General features: G+C 74.3%; 20 protein-coding genes and 1 pseudogene. 9 read left to right on the top strand and 12 right to left on the bottom strand.

Annotated elements, in window-relative coordinates; translation table 11 throughout:
- Positions 1–17 precede the first annotated feature (17 nt).
- Both Q1K26_RS21475 and Q1K26_RS21470 read left to right on the top strand, forming a co-directional pair.
- Positions 18–1,460 (top strand): amidase, encoded by a 1,443-nt coding sequence (locus tag Q1K26_RS21475; protein ID WP_300015951.1) that lies wholly within the window; start codon positions 18–20, stop codon positions 1,458–1,460.
- Between the two features lie 195 nt (positions 1,461–1,655).
- Positions 1,656–2,684 (top strand): methyltransferase, encoded by a 1,029-nt coding sequence (locus tag Q1K26_RS21470; protein ID WP_300015948.1) that lies wholly within the window; start codon positions 1,656–1,658, stop codon positions 2,682–2,684.
- Between the two features lie 22 nt (positions 2,685–2,706).
- Here the strand turns inward: Q1K26_RS21470 and Q1K26_RS21465 are convergent, their stop codons facing one another.
- Positions 2,707–3,657, bottom strand: coding sequence for an NAD-dependent epimerase/dehydratase family protein (locus tag Q1K26_RS21465; RefSeq protein WP_300015946.1), 951 nt, complete (start codon positions 3,655–3,657; stop codon positions 2,707–2,709).
- Between the two features lie 48 nt (positions 3,658–3,705).
- Here Q1K26_RS21465 and Q1K26_RS21460 point away from each other — a divergent pair, with 48 nt between their 5' ends.
- Genes Q1K26_RS21460 through Q1K26_RS21450 form a run of 3 tightly spaced genes read left to right on the top strand, consistent with a single transcriptional unit; the run spans position 3,706 to position 4,914 of the window.
- A complete protein-coding gene (locus Q1K26_RS21460; protein WP_300015943.1) occupies positions 3,706–3,939 on the top strand; it encodes a hypothetical protein in 234 nt (77 codons plus the stop codon).
- A gap of 28 nt (positions 3,940–3,967) precedes the next feature.
- Positions 3,968–4,456 carry a DUF5130 family protein gene (locus Q1K26_RS21455; protein WP_300016266.1) on the top strand — a complete coding sequence of 163 codons (489 nt, stop codon included), beginning with the start codon at positions 3,968–3,970 and terminating at the stop codon, positions 4,454–4,456.
- 11 nt (positions 4,457–4,467) lie between these two features.
- Positions 4,468–4,914, top strand: a complete 447-nt coding sequence (locus tag Q1K26_RS21450; RefSeq protein ID WP_363320516.1) for a dCMP deaminase — start codon at positions 4,468–4,470, stop codon at positions 4,912–4,914.
- A 7-nt stretch (positions 4,915–4,921) separates the two neighbouring features.
- Here Q1K26_RS21450 and Q1K26_RS21445 read toward each other — a convergent pair whose 3' ends face one another.
- Positions 4,922–5,224, bottom strand: a complete 303-nt coding sequence (locus Q1K26_RS21445; protein ID WP_300015940.1) for a HepT-like ribonuclease domain-containing protein — start codon at positions 5,222–5,224, stop codon at positions 4,922–4,924.
- A gap of 69 nt (positions 5,225–5,293) precedes the next feature.
- Positions 5,294–7,834, bottom strand: a complete 2,541-nt coding sequence (gene pepN, locus Q1K26_RS21440; RefSeq protein ID WP_300015937.1) for an aminopeptidase N — start codon at positions 7,832–7,834, stop codon at positions 5,294–5,296.
- Between the two features lie 103 nt (positions 7,835–7,937).
- Here pepN and Q1K26_RS21435 point away from each other — a divergent pair, with 103 nt between their 5' ends.
- From Q1K26_RS21435 to Q1K26_RS21420, 4 genes are all read left to right on the top strand, one after another.
- The gene (locus Q1K26_RS21435) at positions 7,938–8,552 is read left to right on the top strand and encodes a DsbA family protein (RefSeq protein ID WP_300015934.1); all 615 of its coding nucleotides are present in this window, start codon (positions 7,938–7,940) and stop codon (positions 8,550–8,552) included.
- A gap of 187 nt (positions 8,553–8,739) precedes the next feature.
- A complete protein-coding gene (locus Q1K26_RS21430; protein WP_300015931.1) occupies positions 8,740–10,167 on the top strand; it encodes an aldehyde dehydrogenase family protein in 1,428 nt (475 codons plus the stop codon).
- A 55-nt stretch (positions 10,168–10,222) separates the two neighbouring features.
- Positions 10,223–12,028, top strand: coding sequence for a DUF4038 domain-containing protein (locus Q1K26_RS21425; protein ID WP_300015928.1), 1,806 nt, complete (start codon positions 10,223–10,225; stop codon positions 12,026–12,028).
- 184 nt (positions 12,029–12,212) lie between these two features.
- A complete protein-coding gene (locus tag Q1K26_RS21420; protein ID WP_300015926.1) occupies positions 12,213–13,727 on the top strand; it encodes a serine/threonine-protein kinase in 1,515 nt (504 codons plus the stop codon).
- Here Q1K26_RS21420 and Q1K26_RS21415 read toward each other — a convergent pair.
- The 9 genes and pseudogenes from Q1K26_RS21415 to Q1K26_RS21375 form a co-directional block, all read right to left on the bottom strand.
- A complete protein-coding gene (locus tag Q1K26_RS21415; RefSeq protein ID WP_300015923.1) occupies positions 13,664–15,463 on the bottom strand; it encodes a prolyl oligopeptidase family serine peptidase in 1,800 nt (599 codons plus the stop codon). The two genes, Q1K26_RS21420 and Q1K26_RS21415, sit on opposite strands and share 64 nt — an antisense overlap.
- Before the next feature lie 221 nt (positions 15,464–15,684).
- Positions 15,685–15,945: a type II toxin-antitoxin system RelE/ParE family toxin gene (locus Q1K26_RS21410; protein ID WP_300015920.1), complete on the bottom strand. Its 261-nt coding sequence runs from the start codon at positions 15,943–15,945 to the stop codon at positions 15,685–15,687.
- The gene (locus tag Q1K26_RS21405; RefSeq protein WP_300015917.1) at positions 15,942–16,214 is read right to left on the bottom strand and encodes a type II toxin-antitoxin system Phd/YefM family antitoxin; all 273 of its coding nucleotides are present in this window, start codon (positions 16,212–16,214) and stop codon (positions 15,942–15,944) included. Before Q1K26_RS21405 ends, Q1K26_RS21410 begins: the two co-directional genes overlap by 4 nt.
- A 53-nt stretch (positions 16,215–16,267) precedes the next feature.
- Positions 16,268–16,489, bottom strand: a complete 222-nt coding sequence (locus tag Q1K26_RS21400; RefSeq protein WP_300015914.1) for a type II toxin-antitoxin system prevent-host-death family antitoxin — start codon at positions 16,487–16,489, stop codon at positions 16,268–16,270.
- 118 nt (positions 16,490–16,607) lie between these two features.
- Complete coding sequence (locus Q1K26_RS21395) at positions 16,608–18,065, bottom strand: helix-turn-helix transcriptional regulator (RefSeq protein WP_300015909.1); 1,458 nt, start codon at positions 18,063–18,065, stop codon at positions 16,608–16,610.
- A 225-nt stretch (positions 18,066–18,290) separates the two neighbouring features.
- On the bottom strand, positions 18,291–19,772 hold the full coding sequence (locus tag Q1K26_RS21390) for a dynamin family protein (RefSeq protein ID WP_300015906.1): 1,482 nt from the start codon (positions 19,770–19,772) through the stop codon (positions 18,291–18,293).
- Complete coding sequence (locus Q1K26_RS21385; protein ID WP_300015903.1) at positions 19,769–21,616, bottom strand: dynamin family protein; 1,848 nt, start codon at positions 21,614–21,616, stop codon at positions 19,769–19,771. The genes Q1K26_RS21390 and Q1K26_RS21385 overlap by 4 nt, the downstream gene beginning before the upstream one ends.
- A 107-nt stretch (positions 21,617–21,723) precedes the next feature.
- Positions 21,724–22,419 (bottom strand): IniB N-terminal domain-containing protein, encoded by a 696-nt coding sequence (locus Q1K26_RS21380; RefSeq protein ID WP_300015900.1) that lies wholly within the window; start codon positions 22,417–22,419, stop codon positions 21,724–21,726.
- 73 nt (positions 22,420–22,492) lie between these two features.
- A pseudogene (locus Q1K26_RS21375) lies at positions 22,493–22,730 on the bottom strand (hypothetical protein); the annotation flags it as partial.

The raw sequence follows: 22,730 nt of genomic DNA, 5'->3' as shown, positions 1-22,730 counted from the left end.
TGTGGTAGACCCGCCGCGTGAGCGCGCCGCACGACCTGACCGCCCGTGACCAGGCCGCGGCGCTGCGCCGCGGCGACCTGTCCTCGGCCGAGCTGGTCGAGCACACGCTGCGCCGGATCGCCGCGAGCGACCCGGGCGCGTTCGCCACCGTCACCGCCGACCGCGCGCTGGAGCAGGCCCGGGCCGCGGACGAGCGCCTCGCACAGGGCGACCCGGCCCCGTTCCTCGGCGTGCCGACCGCGATCAAGGACCTGGCGCTGACGGCCGGCGTCCCGACCGGGTTCGGGTCGCGGGTGTACGAGGGCTACGTCCCCACCGTCGACGACGACGCGGCGCGGCTGCTGCGCGAGGCGGGGGCGGTGAGCGTGGGCAAGACGGCCACACCGGAGTTCGGGCTGCCGCCCTACACCGAGCCCGCCGGACGCCCGCCGGCGGTCACGCCGTGGGACGTCTCGCGGCTCGCGGGCGGGTCCAGCGGGGGAGCGGCGGCGGCCGTCGCCGGGGGCCTGGTGGCGTTCGCGCACGGCACCGACGGGGGCGGGTCGATCCGCATCCCGGCCGCCTGCTGCGGCCTGGTGGGGCTCAAGACCACGCGCGGGCTGGTGTCGCGCGGCCCGACGGGCGGGGACCCGCTGGGGATGTCGGTGTCCGGGCCGCTCGCCCGCACCGTCGACGACGCCGCGGCGATGCTCGACGTGCTGGCCGCCGTCGTCCCGGGGGAGCCCTACCCGCTGCTCGCACGGCCCGCCGAGACCTACCTGGCGGCGGCGCTGCGGGCGCAGCCGCGGCGGCTGCGGATCGGGCGCTACTCGACGCCCCCCGTACCCGACGCCGTCCTCGACCCGGCCTGCGTGGCCGCCTACGACCGTGCCACCGAGCTGCTGGCCGGGCTCGGGCACGACGTCGTCGAGTACGACCCGGGTCTGGACGAGGACTTCCTGCCCGTCTTCGAGGTGCTCTGGGCGGTGCTCGCGCACGGACACCCGGTGCCGGCCGACGCCGAGCCGCTGCTGGAGCCGCTGACCCGGTGGTGGCGCGACCGCGGGTCGGCGATCTCGGGCCCGCAGTACCTCGGGGCCACCCAGTCCGCGATCGCGCTGACCCGACGGGTGGTGGGCGCGCAGGCCGCGGCCGGTGTCGACGTGGTGCTCACCCCGATGCTCGCGCAGCTGCCGCGGCCGGTGGGCTGGTTCACCGCGGGCGGCGACCCGGCGCAGGACTTCGAGCGGCAGAAGCGGTTCACCCCGTTCACCGCCACCTACAACCTCACCGGCCAGCCCGCGCTGAGCCTGCCGGTCACGTCCGGGCGCCCCGCCGACGGCCCGGCAGACGGGCCCGCGCTGCCGGTGTCGGTGCAGCTGGTCGGCCGGGCGGGCGACGACGCCCTGCTCCTGGAGCTGGGCGCCCAGCTCGACGCCGCGAGCGGCCGCGACCGGACCGCCCGGCCGCCGTCCTGGTGACCGCCGACCGCATCCGAGCTGCAGGTACATCCGGGCGCGCCCGTCGTGGGCCGGACGGCGCTGCTGCGTCTACCCCCCGTAACGGGCGTGCGTGCCGTACGAGACGATTCGGAGGATCGGGCGGGATCCGACCACGTCCTCTGCGGTTCGTCGACGCGGTCCACCCCGTACCCGCCGTCCGTGGGAGGAGCCGCTGTGAGCAGGTCGAGTGCGTGGACGACCCTGCGGGACCGGGTCGTGCGGGCCGTGCGGCCCGACCGGTCGGCGGAGCTGCGGCAGGGTGAGCACGTCGACCCGGCCGCGCCCGGCGCGCCCGCCCCGGACCCGACGGTGTGGGATGCCGACCTGCAGGCGGCGTGGCACAGCAGCGAGATGGACGACTTCCGGTCCGCGCTGCGGCGCGACGGCCGCTCGGTGCGGGAGTCCGTCGTCGGCGACCTCGCCACCTTCTACGGGCTCAGCGACGACGAGGTCGTCCGCCGGTGCATCCACTGGGAGGAGCTCAGCGTCGAGGAGTGGCAGGCGGAGGAGCGCAAGGGCGAGGACGGCCTGCTGCGGTTCTACCGCAGCACGACGTCCTGGAGCTTCGACCTCCTCTGGTACGCCTACCTGCAGGCCGAGGGTCACCACCGCCCGGTCAGCGTCGCCGCGCTGCGCTGGGCCGAGGCGCGTACCGGCGGGCGCAGGCATCTGGACTTCGGCTCCGGCATCGGCGCCACCGGCGGGCTGTTCGCCCGCCGCGGGTGGGAGTCGACCCTGGCGGACGTGTCGTCCACGCTGCTCGACTTCGCCCGGTTCCGGCTGAAGGGACTCGAGCCGTCCCCTCGGTTCGTCGATCTCACGGCGGAGGACCTGCCCGCCGGGGCCTACGACGTCGTGACCGCCATCGACGCGCTCGGGCACGTCCCGGACATCGCCGCGGCGGCGCGGACGCTGCACCGGGCCCTCGCGCCGGGCGGCTACCTGCTGGCCAACATCGAGGTCCGGCCACCGAGCCTGGAGAACGCCCTGCACCTGCACGTCGACGAGCGCCGGGAGCGGTACCTCCTGCTGCGGTCCGGGTTCCGGCAGGTCGCCATGGTGGGCGACCTCGTGGCCTACCAGCGGATCGACGGCGGCGGGCCGGCGGAGCTCCTGCGCCGGGCGGGTCTCTGGGCCCGCCTGGCCAGCCCGCCCGGCCGATGGGCCCGGACGGCACGCCGCGTGGTGCGCGGGCTGCGCTGACCGCGCCGGTCCCGATCCCGCGTCAGGAGACGCTGCGGACCCAGTCCAGCGTGGCGCGCAGGCCGTCGGTCAACGGCGTCGGCGCGGGTAGGCCCAGCTCCGTGCGGGCCAGCGTGACGTCGAGGCAGCTGCGCAGCACCTCGCCCGCCCGGGCGGGTTGGTGCTCGGGCGCGAACGCGGCGGGGTCGACGTCGGCGGCGCGGGCCACGGCGTCGACCAGCTCGAGGATGTCGACCTCGGTGCCGGTGCCCACGTTGTAGACGGCGTGGGCCGGGGCGGGCGCGTCGGCGGCGAGCAGGTTGGCCGCCACGATGTCGCCGACGAACACGTAGTCGCGGGTCTGGCGACCGTCGCCGAACACCGTGGGGGCGCGGCCGGTGAGCACCCGGTCGCAGAAGATCGCGATGACGCCCGCGTCGCCCTTGGGATCCTGGCGCGGGCCGTAGACGTTGCCGTAGCGCAGCGTCAGCACGTCGAGGCCGTGGGTCTGGCCGAACCAGGCGCCGTACTCCTCGACGGTGCGCTTGCCCAGGCCGTACGCCGACAGCGGGCGGGCGGGGGCCGTCTCCGGGGTGGGCACCTGCGTGGTCTCGCCGTAGATCGCACCGCCCGTGGAGGTGTTGACGACGCGGCGCGCACCCGCGGCCAGCGCGGCGGTGAACACGTTGAGCGAGCCCAGCACGTTGGTCTGCGCGTCGCGGGCGGGCTCGACCATCGAGGTGCGCACGTCGATCTGGGCGGCCATGTGGAACACGACCTCCGGCGCGAACGCGGTGAGCTCGCCGTGCACCGCCTCGGCGTCGCGGATGTCGACCTTCGCCAGGCGCGCGCCCCGCTCCTGCGCCGCGGCGAGGTTGGCCTCGCTGCCGTGGCTGAGGTCGTCGAGGACCAGCACCTCGTCCCTGCGGGCCGTCAACCCGTCCACGAGGTTCGATCCGATGAAGCCGGCTCCGCCGGTGACCACTGCGCGCACGGGACGCCACGCTAGACCACGGACCTCCATCGGCTAGGTTCTCCTACCGTGGACGTGTTGGTGTCGATCCTCTGGTACGCGGTGCCCTCGGCGGCGTTGTACCTGCTCATCGCGGTGCTGGTCGCGGGTCCGAAGATGGCGCGCAGGCCGCGCTACCGCGTCGGGCAGCCGTGGCCGCACGAGCCCCTGTGGTGGACGGCGAACCCGGCCGGCGCGCAGCTGCCGGCCGCCGACGGTCACGCCGTGGCCGGGGAACGAGGAGGTGCCCGTGGCAGCTGGTAGCAGCAGCACGCCGGGAAGCACGACCGACCTGCACGGCGACGGGCAGGCCCTGGTCCGACCCGGGTCGGAGGACCTCCCCGAGGGATCGGTGATCACGGCGTCCGGCCGGGTGTCCACGGCCGAGAACTTCGTCGAGCCGTCCCCGGCCGACCACCCGTTCTCCCCGGTGCAGCTGGCCCGTCTCGACGAGGCGCTCACGCTGACCAGCCGCGACACCGGCCTGCGGTTCTCGATCTACCTGGGCGACCTCGGCGGGGACCCGACCGCCCGGGTCGCCGAGCTGCACGGCGGGCTGGAGGGTCCCGGCGAGGCCGTGCTGGTCGCGGTGAGCCCCGAGCAGCGCGTCGTCGAGGTCGTCACCGGCGCCGAGGCGCGGGTGCGGCTGCCCGACCGGGGAGCGAAGCTGGCCGTCATGAGCATGGTCACGTCGTTCCGCGAGGGCGATCTGCTGGGCGGGCTGCTGTCGGGCCTGCGGATGCTCGCCGACCAGGCCGGGGGCCGGCGGCGCGCGCACTGACCGGGCCGGGGGTGGCGATGGACGACCGGACGCTGCTGCGCCGCGCCGTCGCGCTCGCCGACCGGTGCCCGCCGTCGTCGACGTTCCGGGTGGGCGCGCTGGTCGTCGACGCGGGCGGCGCCGTGCTCGCCGAGGGCTGGTCGGGCCGGCGTGACCCGCACGACCACGCGGAGGAGAGCGCGCTGGCCGACCTGGCGGGTTCCGACCTGGCGGGAGCCACGGTCTACAGCTCGCTGGAGCCGTGCAGCTCCCGTGCCTCGCGCCCGGTGTCGTGCACGGGGTTGATCCTGGGCTCGGGCATTGCGCGGGTCGTCTACGCCTGGCGGGAGCCCGCGCTGTTCGTCGACGGCCGGGGTGACGAGGTGCTGCGGGCCGCCGGGTGCGAGGTGGTCGAGATCGCCGACCTCGCCCCGCTCGTGCGCCGGGCCAACGCCCACCTGCCGGGAGTGGCTCCCTGATCGGGGATCACACGACCAGGCCGGCGATCCGCCGTGCGAACGCGTCCAGGTCGTCCAGGCCCCCGTGGCGGACCGATCGGGCGAGCCGCTCGTCGTCGACCTCGGCGTAGAGGTGGACGATGAGGTTGCGGGCACCGGCCAACGACACCATCCGCTCGGCCAGATCGGGGTCCAGGACACCGACCTCGGCGAGCACGCGGAAGGCGTCGCCGTAGTCCCGCGGGACCCGGTGACCGGTGCCCGCCGAGGGCTGGTCGGGCCGGCGTGACCCGCACTGTTCGAGCTGCGCATCCTCCAGCCTCCCGCGCATGTCGGGACGTGCGCTGCTGACCACAGGATGCGCAGCTCGAACGGCCGAGGGCGCGGCCGGCGAGCACGCTCAGGACCGGTCGAACTCCCGCGCCCCCAGCGCCCGGACGATGCCCGCCCGGCCCTCGGACACCAGCCGACGCAGGGGCGCCGGGTGGCTGTCGTCGGCCAGCCAGGCGTCCGCGGCGTCGACGGTGGCCTTGTCGACCGCCCAGGACGGGAACAGCCCGATCACCACGGACTGCGCCCGCTCGCTGGTGCGCCGCTCCCACACGTCGGCGACCTCGGCGAAGTAGCGCTCGACGTAGGGCGCGAGCAGCGGCCGCTGCGCCGGGTGCGCGAACCCGGCGATCACCGACTCGGCGACCGCGTTAGGCAGCTCGTCGTCGTGCACCGCGCGCAGCCACGCGCGTTCCTTGGCCTGCGCCGTGGGGATCAGGGCGCGGGCCCGCTCGGCCTGGCGCTGCCCCGTGGACGTCGGGTCCTGGGCCAGCTCCTCGTCGATGCGCGTTTCGCCGGCCTCGCCGTGCGCGACCAGGGCGTGCAGCAGCCGCCAGCGCAGGTCGGTGTCGACGGTGAGGCCGTCGGGGACCTCCACGTCGGACAGCCAGCCGCGCATCCGGTCCAGCGTGGGGCGGGGCAGGACGCTGCCGGCCAGCGAGTTCACCACGGCCAGCTGCGCGTCCGAGCCCGCGGGGGCGGTGTCGAGGCGGAAGCGCAGGGCGTCGGTGAGCAGTGGCCAGCCCCGCTCGGCGGCCCACTGCTCGTCGGCGTAGGAGGCGACGGCGGTCTGGGCCTGCAGGAGCAGCCGCTGCAGGACCGTGACCTCCGACTCGCCGCCGAACCCGCCCGCCACGAGCGCGGTGAAGTCGCGGGCCTTGAGCTCGGCCTCGCGCGTCATCTCCCACGCCGCCGACCAGCACAGCGTGCGGGGCAGCGGCTCGGCGATGTCACCGATGCGGTCGATCAGCGTGACCAGCGAGTCGGGGTCCAGGCGCAGCGCGCAGTAGGTGAGGTCGTCGTCGTTGACCAGGACGAGCTTGCCCCGCGACACCCCCACCAGGTCGGGAACGGGCGTGCGCTCGCCGGTGACGTCCACCTCGACCCGCCGGGTGCGCACCAGCTGCCCGGAGCCGTCATCGTCGTAGACACCGACCGCGATGCGGTGGGTGCGCAGCTCGCCCGCGCCGGGACGGGCGCCGCCCTGCACCACCTCGAACCGGGTGAACGCCCCGTCGGCGTCGAGGTCGAACGAGGGCCGCAGCATGTTCAGGCCCGTGGTGCGCAGCCACTGGGCCCCCCAGCCCGACAGGTCGCGGCCCGAGGACTCCTCCAGCGCGCCGAGCAGGTCGTCGAAGGTGGCGTTGCCCCAGGCGTGCGCGGTGAAGTAGCTGCGCAGCCCGGCGAGGAAGGGCTCCAGCCCGACGTAGGCCACGAGCTGCTTGAGCACGCTCGCGCCCTTGGCGTAGGTGATGCCGTCGAAGTTGACCTCGACCGCCGCCAGGTCCGGGATGTCGGCGGCGACCGGGTGGGTGGAGGGCAGCTGGTCCTGGCGGTACGCCCAGCTCTTCTCGATGGTGGCGAAGGTGGTCCACGCCTCGGTGTACTCGGTGGCCTCGGCCTGGCAGATCACGCTGGCCCAGGTGGCGAACGACTCGTTGAGCCAGAGATCGTCCCACCACGCCATGGTGACGAGATCGCCGAACCACATGTGCGCCATCTCGTGCAGCACGGTCTCCGCGCGCCGCTCGTAGACCGAGCGGGTGACGCGGGAACGGAAGACGTAGTCCTCCAGGAACGTGACCGCGCCCGCGTTCTCCATCGCACCCGCGTTGAACTCCGGGACGAACAGCTGGTCGTACTTGCCGAACGGGTACCGCACGCCGAACGCGCGGTGGAAGAAGTCGAAACCCTGCTTGGTCTCGGTGAACAGCCGCTCGTGGTCCATGTGGGGGGCCAGCGACGCGCGGCAGAAGATGCCCAGCGGGATGCCGTCGTGCTCATCGCGCCACACGGCGTACGGGCCGGCGATGAGCGCCACCAGGTAGGTGCTCATGATCTCGGTGGTGGCGAAGCGGTGCACGCCGTCGGTGACGCTGTCGGCGGCCGCGTTGGAGACCACCTGCCAGTCCGGCGGCGCGGTGACCGTGAGCGTGTAGCGGGCCTTGAGGTCGGGCTGGTCGAAGCAGGCGAACATGCGTTTCGCGTCGGCCGTCTCGAACTGGGAGTACAGGTAGACGCTCCCGTCGACCGGGTCGACGAATCGGTGCAGGCCCTCGCCGGTGTGCATGTAGCGGCCGGTGGCCTCGACGCGCAGCTCGTTGTCGGCGGCCAGGGCGGGCAGCGCGATGCCGTCGGACTCGCGGTAGCCGGAGACGTCGAGCGCGGTGCCGTTGAGGGTGGCCGAGGCGACCTCGGCGGCGACCAGGTCGATCCAGCTGTCCGCGCCGGGGTCGGCGCAGGAGAAGCGGACCGTGGTGAGGGTCGGGAACGTCTCCACGCCCGGTTTGCCTCCGCCGTCGGTCAGGTCGATCTCGACGCGGTAGTCCGCCACCGTCAGCAGCGCGGCGCGGCGTTCGGCATCGGTTCGGGTGAGGTTGGGCGGAGCCATGGGCGAGGAGTCGACCTTCTCTCGGAGGGCAAAGGAGCATCCCATCACACGGAACCGGTCGGCGCCCGGGAATCGGGCCCGGCGGCCCGCGGTTGTGCCGGGTATGACCACTCCCGCCACCCCGCACGTCGACTTCTGGTTCGACCCGCTCTGCCCGTTCGCCTGGATCACCTCCCGCTGGATGCTCGAGGTCGAGAAGGTGCGCGACATCGACGTCGACTGGCACGTGATGAGCCTGGCCGTGCTCAACGAGGGCCGCGACCTGCCCGACGAGTACGTCGAGGTCATGAAGAAGGCGTGGGGCCCGGTCCGCGTCGCGGTCGCGGCCGCGCAGGAGAAGGGCCCGGACGTGCTGCTCCCGCTCTACACCGCGATGGGCACCCGTATCCACAACCAGGGCGTCAAGGACCTCGACGTGGTGATCGCGGAGTCGCTGGCCGAGGTGGGGCTGCCCGAGTCGCTGGCCGAGGCCGCCACCAGCACCGAGTACGACGAGGAGCTGCGGGCCGGCCACCACCGCGGCATGGACCCGGTCGGCATGGACGTGGGCACGCCCACGATCCACATCGACGGCGTGGCGTTCTTCGGGCCCGTGCTCACCCGCATCCCGAAGGGCGAGGACGCCGGAACGGTGTTCGACGGCGCCCGCCTGCTCGCCGGCTACCCGCACTTCTTCGAGCTCAAGCGCACCCGGACCGGAGACCTGGTCTTCGACTGATCCGGCAGACCGCCGCAGGACAGCCGGATCGCTCGAACGGAACACCATTGCTGTTCGCGGCCGGGCGAACAGCAATGACGTTCCGCTCGCGTGTCGAGTGCCAGCGGCGTGGCGCCGTGGTCCGGTTCCCGGCGCCGGGTGGGTTGCCGGGCTCGGTGCGCGGGCGTCCGTGTGTTGGGATGGCGGCATGGCTGCACCGACAGGGACACGGACCGGGGACACGAGCGGGCACTGGATCGGCGGGTCGCCGGACGCGGGTGAGGGCGAGCGGATCGAGGTGATCGACCCCGCCACCGGGCAGGCCGTCGCGTCCGTCCCGGCGGGTTCCGCGAACGATGTGGACCGGGCCGTCGCGGCCGCACGGACCGCGTTCCGGGAGTGGTCGCAGGTGCCGGTCGCCGAGCGCGCGGCCGTCGTGACGCGGATCTCCGAGGGGCTCAAGGCGCGCGGCGCCGACATCGCCGCCGCCGTCACCTCCGAGATGGGCTCGCCGATCACGTTCTCGCGTGCCGTGCAGGCCGGGCTGCCCGTCCACACCTCGGCCGGGGTCGCATCGCTCGCCGGGTCGTTCCCGTGGAGCGAGGAGATCGGCAACTCGCTGGTCGTCCGGGAGCCGGTGGGGGTGGTCGGGGCGATCACCCCGTGGAACTACCCGTTGCACCAGATCGTGGCCAAGGTCGCGCCCGCCCTGCTCGCCGGCTGCACCGTCGTGCTCAAGCCCTCGGAGATCGCTCCCCTCACGGCCGCGATCCTCGCCGAGGTCGCCGCCGAGGCCGGGCTGCCCGCGGGGGCGTTCAACGTCGTACACGGCCACGGACCGGTGGTCGGCGAGGCGATCGCGGCGCACCCCGGTGTGGACATGGTGTCGTTCACCGGCTCCACCCGCGCCGGCAAGCGGGTGTCGGTGGTGGCGGCCGACACCGTCAAGCGGGTGGCGCTCGAACTCGGCGGCAAGTCCGCCAACGTGATCCTCGACGACGCCGACCTGGGCAAGGCGGTCAAGGTCGGGCTGGGCAACGCCTGGATCAACGGCGGGCAGACCTGCACCGCGTGGAGCCGCATGCTCGTCCCGGCCACCCGGCACGACGAGATCGTGGAGATGGTCGCCGCCGCGGCCGCGAGGTACACCGTCGGCGACCCGACGCAGGACTCCACCCGGATCGGGCCGATGTCGTCGGCCGCGCAGCAGCAGCGCGTGAACGGCTACATCGAGCGCGGCACCGCCGACGGCGCCACGGTCGCCTTCAGCGGCGAGGCCGTGGACTCACCGGGTGCGTTCGTCCGCCCGACCGTGTTCGCCGGTGTGGCCCCGGACGCCGTCATCGCCCAGGAGGAGATCTTCGGGCCGGTGCTGTCGGTGATCCCCTACGCCGACGAGGAGCAGGCCGTGGAGATCGCGAACAGCTCGATCTACGGGCTGGCGGGCGCGGTGTTCGGCGAGCCCGAGCACGCGCTCGCGGTGGCGCGGCGGCTGCGGACCGGGCAGGTCGACGTCAACGGCGGCGCGTTCAACCCGATGGCCCCCTTCGGCGGGTACAAGCAGAGCGGCAACGGCCGCGAGCTGGGCCGGTTCGGGCTGGAGGAATTCCTGGAGGTCAAGTCCATCCAGCGGTGAGCACTTTTCTCGTTTCGGCCCGCGCGACGGGGGTGGCTCTCTAGGGTCCGCCGCCATGCCCGAGACGCGCCCTGCCCTGCCTCTGGTCGCCGCACTGGCGGTGGTCGCGGTCCTCGCCGCCGCGCTGCTGTGGACCGACCTGCGCCGCGTCGCCGACGAGTTCGACGACTGCCTCGCCGGCGCGGCGGGTTGCCGGGTCGGTGACCCGGTGCTGCAGGTGGCGGGGGGCTCGCTCCTGCGGGACGGGCAGCCGTTCGTGTGGCTCGCCGACGACGCGCCGGCGCTGCTCGGTGCGCTCAACCGCTCCGAGGTCACGCGCTACCTCGACACCCGCGCCGACCAGGGCTTCACCGTCGTGCTGGCCTCGCTCGACGTGCCCGTCGGACCGTACGGTGACGGGCCGTTCACCGCGGACGGCGACGCGGCGGTGACCCCCGGGACGGACCCGGACGACGACGCGGCCTACGACTTCTGGGACCACCTCGACTTCGTCAACGCCGAGGCACGGGCGCGGGGCCTCGTGCTAGCCCTGGAGCCCGGCTCCGGCGGCTACGGGCCGGCGCGCGACGTCGTGCGGGTCGACGAGGACGGCTTCGACGTGCGGCCCGAGGACACCTGCGACCCCACCGACACCGACCCCACCGACCCCGACCCGCCCGCCGACCGCGCCTACGTCGAGGGGGAGGTGCGCGAGGACGTCCCCACCTGCGACGGCGGCCGGGCGTCGGCACGGGACGTGCGCCGCGACGCGTGGGACGCCGTGCTCGGCGAGGCCGCGGGTTACACCTACGGGCACGCCACCGTCGCCGAGTTCCTGAACGGCTGGACGACCTCGGACGAGGGCGCCCGCGGCACCTGGCAGGACGCGCTCCACGCGCCCGGCGCGGCACAGATGCGCTACCTGCGGGAGCTGCTGGAGTCCCGGCCGGGCGACTCGGGTGCCACCGTGCTCGAGTACTCCGGCGGTGGCGAGGAGGTCGCCGTCGACCTCGACGAGCTGCCCGGCGACACCGCCCGGCCCTGGTGGTACGACCCGCGCACCGGGGACGCCACCGAGCTCGACCCGGTCCCGAGCGAGGGCACGCGGACCTTCCCGGTGCCCGACGAGGAGGATGACTGGGTGCTCGTCGTCGACGACGCCGACTCCGACCTCGGCGAGCCCGGCGACGTGGACCTGGGTCGCGAGGGCGACCCCGACGCCGCGGAGTCGCTCGTCGCGCCGGAATCCCTGGACGGCGGCTGGACCGGGGTCGACGGGCAGGACCCGGGCGCCGGCGAGGACGGCCCGGGAGACGACGGTGAGCCGAGCAACACCGACGGCTCCGGAACCGACGGCTCCGGAACCGACGGCTCCGACACGGGTGGCTCCGACACGGGTGGCGAGGGCTCGGCCGGCAGGGAGCCGGGAGCCGGGGACCCGGGAGAGGGGGAACCCGGATCCCGGGACGGCGACCCGGACGACGCCGGCGCGGGCACCGGGGACGCGGGGCAGGGCGATGCCGGGCAGCCGGGGGACGGCGCCGCGCCCGAACCTGCCCCCGAGCCCGAGCCCGAGCCCGAGCCCGAGCCCGAGCCCGAGCCCGAGCCCGAGCCCGCACCGGCACCGGCCGCGGGGCCCTGGGACGAGCTCGCGCAGTGCGAGTCCAGCGGCGACTGGGCGATCAACACGGGCAACGGCTACTACGGCGGCCTGCAGTTCGACAACGCCACCTGGGGCGACTACGGCGGGCCCGAGTTCGCGCCGCGGGCCGACCAGGCGACGCGCGAGCAGCAGATCGAGGTGGCGACCCGGGTCCGCGACGACCGCGGCGGCTACGGCTCCTGGCCCGCCTGCGCGCGGAAGCTGGGCCTGCCCCGATGAGGACGCACCCCTCGCTCGCACACACCTCCGCGGCCCCGCACACAGGGCCGGACCTGTGTGCGGGCCCCGCAACCCGTGTGCGAGCGGGCCGGTGCGGGGTACTCCGGGCGCCCGGCGTGATGCTGGTCGCCCCACCGTCCACGGGTGCGGGAGCTCTCACCATCGCTCGCTACCCTTGCGGGTGATGACTGCGCCCGAGGACCCGCCGACCCGTATCGGTAACCGCTACCGGCTGGGGGAGCGGATCGGTGCCGGAGCGATGGGCGCGGTCTGGCTCGGCACCGACGAACTGCTCAACCGACCCGTCGCGCTCAAGGAGCTCCTCACTGCGGCCGTGCGGACCGAGCCCGGCGTCGACGGCGTCGAGGAGTCCCGCCAGCGCCTCATGCGCGAGGGCCGGATCGGTGCGCGCCTGCAGCACCCGCACGTCATCAGCATGTTCGACGTCGTCATCCACGACGAGCGGCCATGGCTGGTGATGGAGTACCTGCCGTCGCAGTCGCTGGCCGCGGTCCTGGCGACCAAGGGCCCGATGGAACCCCGCGAGGCCGCCGAGATGGGCCGCCAGGTCGCCGACGGGCTCGCCGCGGCCCACGACGCCGGGGTCGTGCACCGCGACGTCAAGCCGGGCAACGTGCTGATCGGCGAGGACGGCCTGGTCAAGCTCACCGACTTCGGGGTGTCCCGCGCCGTCGACGACGTGCAGCTCACCCGCACCGGGCTGATCGCAGGCACCCCCGCCTTCCTCGCCCCGGAGATCGCGCGCGGACGCGAACCGAAGGCACCGTCGGACGTCTTCGCGCTCGGTGCCACGCTGTACGCCGCGGTCGAGGGCGTCCCGCCGTTCGGCCTGGACGAGAACGCGTACGCGCTGCTGCACAAGGTCGCCACCGGCGAGGTCGACCCGCCGCAGCAGGCCGGGGAGCTCGCCCCGGTGCTGCTGTCACTGCTCGCCGCGGAGCCCGCCGACCGGCCCACCGCGGCGCAGGCCCGCGACGCGCTGGCCCTGGTCGCGGCCGGTCAGGCCGCCGGCCTGCCCCCGACCGTCGCCGCCGCGGCGGCGCCCCGTGCGGCGGCGGCGACGCCCGCGTCCGGTGGCGGCCCGGCCACCGTCGTCACCGCCCCGGCCACCCCGTCCGACCCGCAGCGGCGCCGCCGGCTCCCGGTCGTCCTGGTGGCGGTGCTGCTGGTGCTGCTCATCGGCGGTGGGGTGGTCGCCGCGCTGCTGGCCGCCGACGCGGGCGGCGGCGACGCCCCCGTCGCGCAGCCCCCGGCCACCAGCGCGCCCCCGACCACCGCCGAGCCCACGACGGCGCCGCCGACGACCGCTCCCACCACCACTCCCGCGCCGACCACCACCACCGAGGTGCCGACCACCGAACCGGCCGCCCCGGCCGCCGACCCCGTGGCGTTCATGCAGGGCTACTACGGTCTGCTGCCCGGCAACACCGACGCCGCCTGGGCCCAGCTCAGCCCGCAGGCGCAGGCCGCCTCCGGAGGCCGGGGCGGGTTCGACAGCTTCTACGCCCGGCTCGCGTCGGTGGAGCTGCAGAACGCGCGGCTCGTCGGGGAGAACACCGTCGAGGGCACGGTGCTGTTCGTCCCGAACGACGGCGCCGCGCCGACGAACGAGCCCTACCGGTTCGTCCTGTCCACCGAGGGCGACACCACGATCATGCAGTCGTTCAGCCAGCTGTAGCCGGGGACCGAAGGGTCGACGACGTCGCCTCGGGACGGGTGGGACCAGGGCCCCGCCCGTCTCCGAGCAGCGGCCCGGCCACCCAGCGCAGCGACGAACACCGCCCGGTTCTCGACGCCGCGCACCTCGTGGCCCTCGCCGTCGAACAGCAGGTAGCCCGGTGCCCTGCCGTGCGCGCGCAGCGCCGCCACCACCTGCTCGGCCTCCCCGACCGGCACGTTCGTGTCGTCCACGCCGTGGACGACCAGCAGCGGCGCGACGATGCGGTCCGCGCGGTGGATGGGGGACAGCTCGTGCAGCAGCGCGGCGTCGTCGTCCGGGTCGCCGTACTCGGTGGTGGCCGCGGCCCCGATCCACGCCTCGGTGCCGGCGTAGAAGGTGTGGAGGTCGGCGATCCCGCAGACGTCGACGCCGACGCGGAACAGCTCGGGATGCCGGGCCAGCGCCGCGAGGGTGAGGTAGCCGCCGTAGGAGCGACCCCCGACGCCGACGCGCTCGGGATCGGCGTGCCCGGCGTCGACGAGGAACCGGACGGCGGCGCGCACGTCGGTGATGGACACCTGCCGCAGCGGTCCGTCGTCGGCGGCGACGAACGCGCGGCCGTAGCCGCCCGAGCCGCGCACGTTCGGGGTGAACACCGCGATCCCGGCGGCCACCAGCGCCTGGAACAGCGGCTGGAACGTCGGTCGCTCCTGCGCCTCCGGGTCCCCATGCAGCCACAGCAGCACCGGCACCGGGTCCGGACGTCGCGTCGGGCGGAACAGCCACCCCGACAGCGGCAGGCCGTCCTCCCCGTCGAACGTCTCCCGGTCCGGCTCGACCAGGCCCTCGGGCGCCGGGTCGGCCAGCAGCGGGGTCGACCCCGTCGCGTCCAGCAGCGAGATCCGCGGCGGCACCGTCGGGCCCTCGCTGCCGACGAGCAGGACGTCGGGATCGCGGGTGAACGACACCGCTGTGACGACGCCACCGGGCGGGTCCCCGACCGGCACCGACCGGCCCGAGCGCAGGTCGAGGCGCTCGAGCTCGCTGCGCCCCTCGACGTTCCACACCAGCAGCACGCGCGCGGACCCGGGATCCAGCGCGACGAGGTCGAGATCGGCGTCGGCGCGGGCGGCGACGACGCGCACGGCCGAGCGGCCGCGCAGGTCCACCGCGAGCAGGGCGGGGCGGTCGCGCCCGGCGTCGGTGTGGACGTAGAGGCGGTCGCGGTCGAACCGGGCGTCCGCGACGACCGCCCCACCGCCGGGCAGCAGGGGGATCCGCAGGCCCGAGCGCAGGTCGACGAGCTCCAGCTCGCGCGCACCGCGCCGGCCCAGGCGGACCACGGCGCGCCGGCCGTCGCCGCTGACCGCGCAGACGTGGGCGGCGGGGCCGGAGCCGAGCACGGTGGACGTGCCGTCGCGGACGTCGACCAGGCAGGCCTGCCCGTCCCCCGACCGCTCGCCGAGGATCGTGACGCCCAGCCGCTGGCCGCCGGGCGACCACGCCCCCAGCGTCACGGCGGCCGCGCCGGGTGCGATGTCGACGACCTCGGAGCCGCCGGGCCCGACCAGGCGCACCCGGGTGCGCTCGCCGCCACCGGACGCGAGCTGCGCGGCCAACCATCGGCCGTCCGGGGACCAGCGCAGCGCCGCAACGTCGTCGTCGAACGCCTCGACCGGCCGCGCGGCGTCAGGGGAGTCCAGCGGGGCCGTCCACGCCCGCGGGCGCCCGGAGCGGTCGGAGATCCAGGCCACGGTGCTGCCGTCGGGTGCCGGGGCGACCCCGGTGTAGCTGACCGGTGTGATCAGATCCTCCTTTCCTGCACCACATCCCCGGCAACGCTACGTGCCACGGCGCGTCGGAGCCCCGGTTGGTACGGGTCGTGTCCGGGTCGGCGAGCATCCCGTCGATCCAGTCCCGGCGGACCAGCCCGCGGCGCGTCGTCACTCGTCCGTGTGAACGGGCGAGACACGAATCAGCGGCGGTAGATGTCCCGGCGGTGGCTCACGGCCACGACCCGGACGAGCAGCTCCGCGTCGTGAACCTCGTAGACGATCCGGTAGTCGCCGGTGCGCACGCGCCACTCGCCTGCGCCACCGACGAGCTGGGTGGCAGCCGGGGGCCGTGGCTCATCGGCCAGCAGTTCGATCGCCGCCTGGACGCGGCGTCGCGCGGGGGGATCGAGTTTGCGGAGCTGGCGCACTGCCCGCGGCACCACCTCGATCCGGAGCGTCACAGGCCTAGCTCGGCCTTGACCTCGTCCCAGGGGATCGGCTGCTCGCCCGTCTCGCGAATCTCGTCACGGGCCGCCTGGGCTGCCCGTACATCGGCCATGTCCTCGGCCAGATCGACGAGGCGGTTCAGGTCGTCCGCGTCGATCACGGCGGCCACGCGGCGTCCTCGTCGGGACAGAAAGACGGGTCGGTGCTCGGTGCGCGCCCGATCAACGACAGCGGCTAGTTGCTCCCGCGCCTCGGAGATGCTGACCGTTGACTCGTCCTTCATAGCACTAGCGTACGTGAGACGCTGCAAATGTACAGAACGTACATTTGGGCGAATCACCCCTGCCAGAGTTCCAGCTCGTCCGGGGGCAGTGGCTCCGCAAAGTCGTCGGTGACCGCGCCGCGAACGAAGCCGACCGGGCGAGGTGTTTCCACCGGGGTGAGGCGCGCGATCGGTATCCCGTCGCGGGTGATCACGACGTCCTCGCCGGCCTCGGTGCGGGCTAGGAGATGTGACAGCAGCTCTGCTGCGTCCCGCACGTCCACCTGGACCGTCATGACCTGAGTCTGCCGCGTCCGACTACATCACCGCGAGACCCAGGTGTCCTTCGCACCCCCGCCCCGCGACGAGTTGACGATCATGCTGTGCCACCCGCCCGGCCCGGCCCGTGCGATCTCACTGCAGGCGGATGCGCAGGGCCGCGACCAGGGCGGCCCGGTTGGAGGCCGCGAGCTTCTGACGCAGCCGGGCCACGTGCTGCTCCACGGTCTTCGGTGAGATGTAGAGGCGGGCGCCGATCTCCTTGTGCGTGAGCCCGTCGACGACGAGGGCGCCGACGTCGCGCTCCCGGTCGGACAGGTCGTCGGTGGCCGCCGCGCGGCGGGGCCCCGGAGCCGGGCGCAGGCGGCGGGCCGTGTCGAGGACGACGCGGGCCACGGCCGGGTCGGAGGTGCGGGCGGCGGTGGCCCGGCAGAGCTCCACCGCCTCCCACGGGTGCCCGGCGGCGTCGAGGGTCGTGGCGGCGGCCGACACCGCCTCGGCGTCGGCCCGCCCGCGGAGCACCGCGGCCCAGGTCGTGGCCCCGGTGGCGCGCGCCCGCAGGATGGGGCGGGCCGCCGCGAGGTCGGCCAGGGCGGCGGCCGCGGCGGACGTCGCGTCCACGTCCTCGACCACGGCCGCCCGGTGCAGCTGCCACCAGTGCTCGGAGGCGACGGCCCACCACGGCGACCCTGCGGTGACGACGGCCTGGTGCATGGACGCCGCGAGGGCGTCGCGGTCGTCGGGCGACACGCGCGCGGCCGCCACGGACAGCTCGCCCCACGCGTCGAGCAGCAGGATCTCGACGTCGGCGCCGGCCATCACCGGGACGGCGCGGTGCCAGGTGGTGAGCAGCGTGTCCTCGTCGGCCGCGCGCCGGGCGAGCCCGCCGCCGACCGCGGCGGCGAGCACGGCGTTGCGGCGCAGCACCGGGGTGCCGGCGATGCTCGCGAGCCCCTCCCGTGCGGCGGTCAGCTTGCCGGCCCGCATGTCCAGCCAGGCCGCGAGCAGCCGGCTGCGGGTCGCCGCCGGGCCCGCGACGGGCGACAGCATCGCCCGGGCCGCGCGCGCGTGCCCGCCCGCGGCCGCGACGCTCGCGGCCAGGTCGCCCCACGGCTCGGGGGCCAGCAGGTCGCCGGGCACGGTGGCCGCTGCCAGGCCGGCGAACCGGCGGGCGGCCGGGTCGACGTCGCCGCGCAGTGCCTCCAGCACGGCGTCCGCGCCGTCGACGAGCACGGTGAGCCCGCGAGGGGCCGGGTCGGGCAGCAGGTCGCGGGCCGCGGCGAGATCGCGGGTGGCGGCGTCGACGTCACCGGTCAGGCCCGCGGCGAGCGCGGCGCGGGCCGCCGCCCCGGCCGCCGCCGCGCCGTCGAGGCTGCCGGAGATGCTGCGCCAGCGTCCCGCGGCGTCGGTCAGCGCGCCGTCGGCGGTGGCCGCGGCGGCGGCCACACCCGCGGCACGGCACTCCGGGTCCTCCTCCGCGGCCAGGGCCCGGTCGGCGGCCGCGATCGCCGCGAGCACGTCCCCGTCGCGCCACGCCTGCTCGGCCATCTGCGCGTCGGCGCCCGTCATGTCGTCCAGTGTGGATTCGGTCATCATCGGTCCTGCCATGGTCACCCCTGGTGGTCCGGGCAATTCTGTTCCCGAGCGAGCCCGCCGGGAATGTCTGTGGACACAGTCGGATGTGGGTTGTGCCGTATGCCGTGTGCGAGGGCTCCGACCGGCCCAGATGAAGGAGCGGTGACCTGGTCCGGTGATACGTCGTCGGCGTGAACGCTGGGAAACCGCATGTGCCTCCTCGGATCCGGCGGACTCCCCGGGTCAGCGGTACATCGGGCGTGCGGCGTCGGGACGGGGTGCCAGCTCGGCCAGGATCCCCTCGCAGGAGCGGATCACGACGTTGCAGGCGTCGGTGGTGGCCCGGGCGAACATCGGGTTGGCCGCGTTTCGTTGCCAGCGCTCCAGCGCCTCGAACGCGGCGTTGCGCAGCTCGGGGAGCGGGGCGTCGGGCGGTAGCCCGAGGCGGGTCTGGGTGGCCGCCCCGGCGTCACCGAGCAGCCGCTCCGCCTCGGCCGCCGCCGCGCGGGGGAGCGCGATGACCCCCGAGCGCAGCGCGCCGAGCAGGCGCAGCTCGGCGAACTCGTGCGCACCCGCGAGGATCCGCTCCACCTCGCGGGCCAGCGGGCCGTCCCGGGGGCCGTGCAGGCCATCGAGCGCGAGGAGCGCGGAGCGGGCCTTGAGCAGGTCCCGACGTCCGGTGAACTGGGTGTGCAGCACGGTCTGCAGCTCGGTGAGCCCGCTGCGGGACACCAGCTCGGCGGCCAGCGCGTCGGGGTTGTCGGTGCCCTGGCGGATCAGCGTCGCCGAGAGGCGCACCCCGAACAGGCCGAAGCGGCGCACCAGGCGGTCGCGGACCTCGGTGGACAGGTCGCCACCGGCCTGGCGGAACCGGCTCACCGACAGCAACGTCGAGTCGAGCTCCTCGCGGGGCAGCGCGGCGAGCCCGGCGAGCGCGGTGTACTCGGCGTGCCGCAGCGTCCGGCCGGTCTGGGCCAGCAGCCCCGCGACGGCCACCACGTTCTGGCACAGCCCGCGCACGGTCGGGTCGGTGCGGTAGCGCTGGGCGATGCCGCGGGCGGAGAACATCGCGTCGGCCCGGCCGCCGCCGATCTCGTCGGCGCGGGAGATCACGGCGACGGTGTTGACCGCGGTGGCCCGGGCGACGCCGCGGTCGCGGAAGGACTCCAGGAACTCCGCGTCGGCGGCGTGCAGGTGGCGCATGAGGTAGACGACGGCGTCGGCCTCGGTGGGGGTCTCGTCGTCGGGGTCGAGGAACGCGACCGTGCGTTGGGAGACGGCGGTGGACGTGGACGCGATGCCCGGGGTGTCGATCAGGGTGGCCACCCGCAGGCTCTCCGAGGGCCAGTCCACGACGAGGCGCTCGACGTTCTCGGGAGGGGTGCCGTCCAGGTCCACGACCAGCGCGCCCTCCTGGCGGCGTACGGTCAGCGGCTGGGGCGTGCCCTCGTGGGGGTGCAGCACGATCCGCGGCACGTGCCCGTCGCGGTACCAGGTGACGACCCGCGTGCACTCCCCGGCGTCGGTCGGGGCCACCTGCTCGCCGACGAGCGCGTTGAGCAGGGTCGACTTGCCGGCCTTGACCTTGCCCGCGATCGCCACGCGCAGCGGCTCGTCGAGGCGGCTGACCTGGGCCTCCAGCGCGGCGACGGCGGCCGGATCGTGACGGTGGGTGTCGAGCGCGAGCAGCAGCACGCGGCGGGTGGCGGCGAGCAGGTTGCTCATGCCGTGGCCCCCGCCGTGGTCGCGACGGCCTGAGCGGCCTGGGCCGGCACGGCCGGGGCCGCGCGGGGCAGCAGGGCCCGCGCCCGGCGGCGCACGACCTCCAGGGCCTCCAGCTCGGCGGCGATCTCCGCCTTGCGCGCCTCCCGCTCGCTCTGCGAGGCCTTGACGGCCCGCTCGGCCGCCTGCTGGGACTCCTGCAGGGACCGCTTGAGCTGCTCGGCCTGCTCGGTGAAGTGGTTGCGCAGGTCGCGCTGCACCTGCCGCAGCCGGTCGCGGGAGTCCTTGCCCACCTGGAACTGGACGTCGTCGACGTAACGGCGGGCCGCGGTCTTCGCCTCGTTCTGGCGCTTGGTGATGATGCGCTTGCGCTCGTCGCCGACGGTCTTGCCGCCCATCACGATGCCGGCCGCCACACCGAGCGGGTTGATCAGGGAGGCGAAACCGATGAACGTACCCAGCATGCCGAACATGAGCATGCCCATGTAGCCGCCCTTCATGCCGGTCAGCGCCTTGTTGCCGAGGCCGAACCCCTCGTCCTTGGGCGCGGCCATCTGCCGCACCGAGCGCAGCGCGTCGGACGGGTCGTTGCGCAGCGCGGGCAGCATCTGGTCGCGGTCGGTGGAGAAGTGCTCGGCCACCTGCCCGGCGAGGTAGCGCACCCGCTGGGTGGCCCAGACGAAGTTCGCGGCCGCGGCGTTGGCCACCTCCTGCTGCACCCAGCCCGCGAACTGTTCCCACACCTTGGTCGGGTCGCCCACCGCGGCCAGCTCGTCCTCGGCGAGGCGGGTGATCTCGCGGAAGCGGTCGCGCAGGTCGTAGTCGATGTCGGCGTTGAGGTCGGCGACGCCGTCGTTGAGCGTCTGCTGCCACCGGGCCGACTTCTCCTTCAGCGCGGTGGCCTTCTCCTGGGCCGCGGTGAGCCCCCTGAGCAGCTCGGCGACGGACTCCGGGTTCTGCTGGGCCATCAGCTCGGCGCGCAGCGACCCCGCGATCTGGTCGGTGACCGCGACGACGTCGTGGACGACGCCGCGCCGCGCGATCCGGTCGGCCTGGCCCAGCACCCGCTTGCGCAGGTAGCCCACCAGCGCGGGGAACCCGGACTCGGTGTTGGCGGAGGAGTCGCTCTGCAGCACCGCGTGCCAGCGCAGGGTGGACGACACCGGGAACATCTCGGTGGTGATCCCGACCGCCGCGAGGTGGCCGCGATTGAGCTCGGCGATGCGCTCCCACTCCGGGTACAGGTCGTTCTTGGTCATCACGCAGGCCACGGTCGGGCACACGGACACGGCGTGGCGGAGGAACTCCATCTCCGGGGCCGTGTACTCCTGCGAGCAGTCCGACACCAGCAGCACGGCGTCGGCCGAGGGCAGCGCGGACATCGTGGCCGCGCCGTGCACGGACGACAACCCGCCGACGCCCGGGGTGTCGACGAGCTCGAGGCCGCCGTCGAGGATCGGACGCGGCACCCCCACCTCGACGTGGTTCCACCCCTCCCGGTTGCCCGGGTTGCCCTGCTCGCAGACGTGGTCGGCCAGCTCCTCGGCCGGGATCTCGACCCGCTCCGTCCCCCGCACGAGCGTGATCGTCACCTTGTCGGCGTGCCGGACGACGGTGGGCACCGCGGTGGCGATGTCGTCGAACGTCGGGCACACCGGTGCCCCGACCAGGCCGTTGACCAGCATCGACTTGCCCTGCTTGAACTCGCCGACGACCAGCACCCTGGTGCGACCGTCCATGGCCCGCGTGCGCGCCTGGCGCAACCGTTCGTCGAGGTCGGTCCGGCCGTAGCGGGCGATCGCGGCGAGCGCCACGTCCACCGCCTCGACCGGGTCGGTGCTGGTCATCGCGGTACCTCTTTCCGGCGGTGCAGAGCCAGTCCGCAGCAGAGCCACTTTACTGCCGGGAGGGGCGGCAAAGTGGCTCTACTGCCTTGCGGTCGTGCGACTACTCCTCAGACGGCGGCGGCGTCGATCGGCTCCTGCTCGGCGTCGTCCGTCTCCACCTCCGCCTCCGGTTCCTCGTCGACGATGTCGTCGGTGGCGATGCCGTCGTTAGGGGGACCGTCGCCGTCCGTTCCGGTGATCTCGGTGTCGTTGTCCTCGATCTGGACCGTGTCGTTGTCGTTGATCACGGTGTCGTTGTCGTTGATGATCGTCGTGTCGTTGTCCTGGATCGCGGTGACGTCGTTCTCGACCGTCGTGTTGAACGAGTCCTCGGCGTTGATGACGGTCGTGTCGTTGTCCTGGATCGCGGTCACGTCGTTGTTGAACGAGTCCTGGATGATCGTCACGTCGTCGTCGGAGTTGAACGAGTCGTTGATGATCGTGTCGCGGTCGTCGATCTTGATGAAGTTCTGCTCGGTGACGTGGAACGTCGCCGTGGTGTGCTGGATGGCCGAGACGGCATCGCCGCCGCCGCCGCCACCACCACCGCCACCGCCGCTTCCGCCGCCCCCGCCGCCCCCGCTGGGGCTGGCCAACCCGCGGTCGGCCATCTCGAGCCGGGCGTCGCAGACGTCCTGCCCGGTGATGCCGTCGAGCCCGGCGGCGGTGAGTGCGCCCTCGGGGTTCTCGTTGAAGGCGGCCAGCTTGGCGTCGTCGCCCATCAGGCCCAGCAGGAAGTCGATGATGCTGTTGAGTGAGATCACGGCCGTTCACCTCCGTTGTGCGGGCACCGGCCCCGCCTCGTGGAGACGGAGGCGGGGCCGGTGGGATGGGCTCTCAGTTGAGGAAGCTGTCGATGTCGATGTCGGTGTCGGCCTCGTTGTCCTGATCCGAGTCGTTGTCCTGGTCGGAGTCCTGGTCGTTGTCCTGGTCGGAGTCGAAGACCTGGCTGGCCACGGCGTCGACGTCGACGTCGGAGTCGGCGTCGCCACCGTCGCCGCCGGAGGCGTCGGCGTTGCCGCCGGTGCCGCCCGCGCCGCCCACCCCGACGCCGTTCGCGTCGCCGGTGTCGCCG

It is taken from the genome of Pseudonocardia sp., assembly GCF_029263155.1.
Lineage (GTDB): Bacteria > Actinomycetota > Actinomycetes > Mycobacteriales > Pseudonocardiaceae > Pseudonocardia.
This window is presented reverse-complemented; position numbering and strand designations above follow the sequence as displayed.

Excerpts from the sequence above, each read along its gene's own strand:
- Q1K26_RS21400 (WP_300015914.1), bottom strand. The coding sequence starts at position 16,489 with ATGACGGTCCAGGTGGACGTGCGGGACGCAGCAGAGCTGCTGTCACAT.
- pepN (WP_300015937.1), bottom strand. The coding sequence starts at position 7,834 with ATGGCTCCGCCCAACCTCACCCGAACCGATGCCGAACGCCGCGCCGCG.
- Q1K26_RS21395 (WP_300015909.1), bottom strand. The coding sequence starts at position 18,065 with ATGACCGAATCCACACTGGACGACATGACGGGCGCCGACGCGCAGATG.
- Q1K26_RS21405 (WP_300015917.1), bottom strand. The coding sequence starts at position 16,214 with ATGAAGGACGAGTCAACGGTCAGCATCTCCGAGGCGCGGGAGCAACTA.
- Q1K26_RS21430 (WP_300015931.1), top strand. The coding sequence starts at position 8,740 with ATGGCTGCACCGACAGGGACACGGACCGGGGACACGAGCGGGCACTGG.
- Q1K26_RS21445 (WP_300015940.1), bottom strand. The coding sequence starts at position 5,224 with ATGCGCGGGAGGCTGGAGGATGCGCAGCTCGAACAGTGCGGGTCACGC.
- Q1K26_RS21435 (WP_300015934.1), top strand. The coding sequence starts at position 7,938 with ATGACCACTCCCGCCACCCCGCACGTCGACTTCTGGTTCGACCCGCTC.
- Q1K26_RS21385 (WP_300015903.1), bottom strand. The coding sequence starts at position 21,616 with ATGACCAGCACCGACCCGGTCGAGGCGGTGGACGTGGCGCTCGCCGCG.
- Q1K26_RS21420 (WP_300015926.1), top strand. The coding sequence starts at position 12,213 with ATGACTGCGCCCGAGGACCCGCCGACCCGTATCGGTAACCGCTACCGG.
- Q1K26_RS21425 (WP_300015928.1), top strand. The coding sequence starts at position 10,223 with ATGCCCGAGACGCGCCCTGCCCTGCCTCTGGTCGCCGCACTGGCGGTG.
- Q1K26_RS21390 (WP_300015906.1), bottom strand. The coding sequence starts at position 19,772 with ATGAGCAACCTGCTCGCCGCCACCCGCCGCGTGCTGCTGCTCGCGCTC.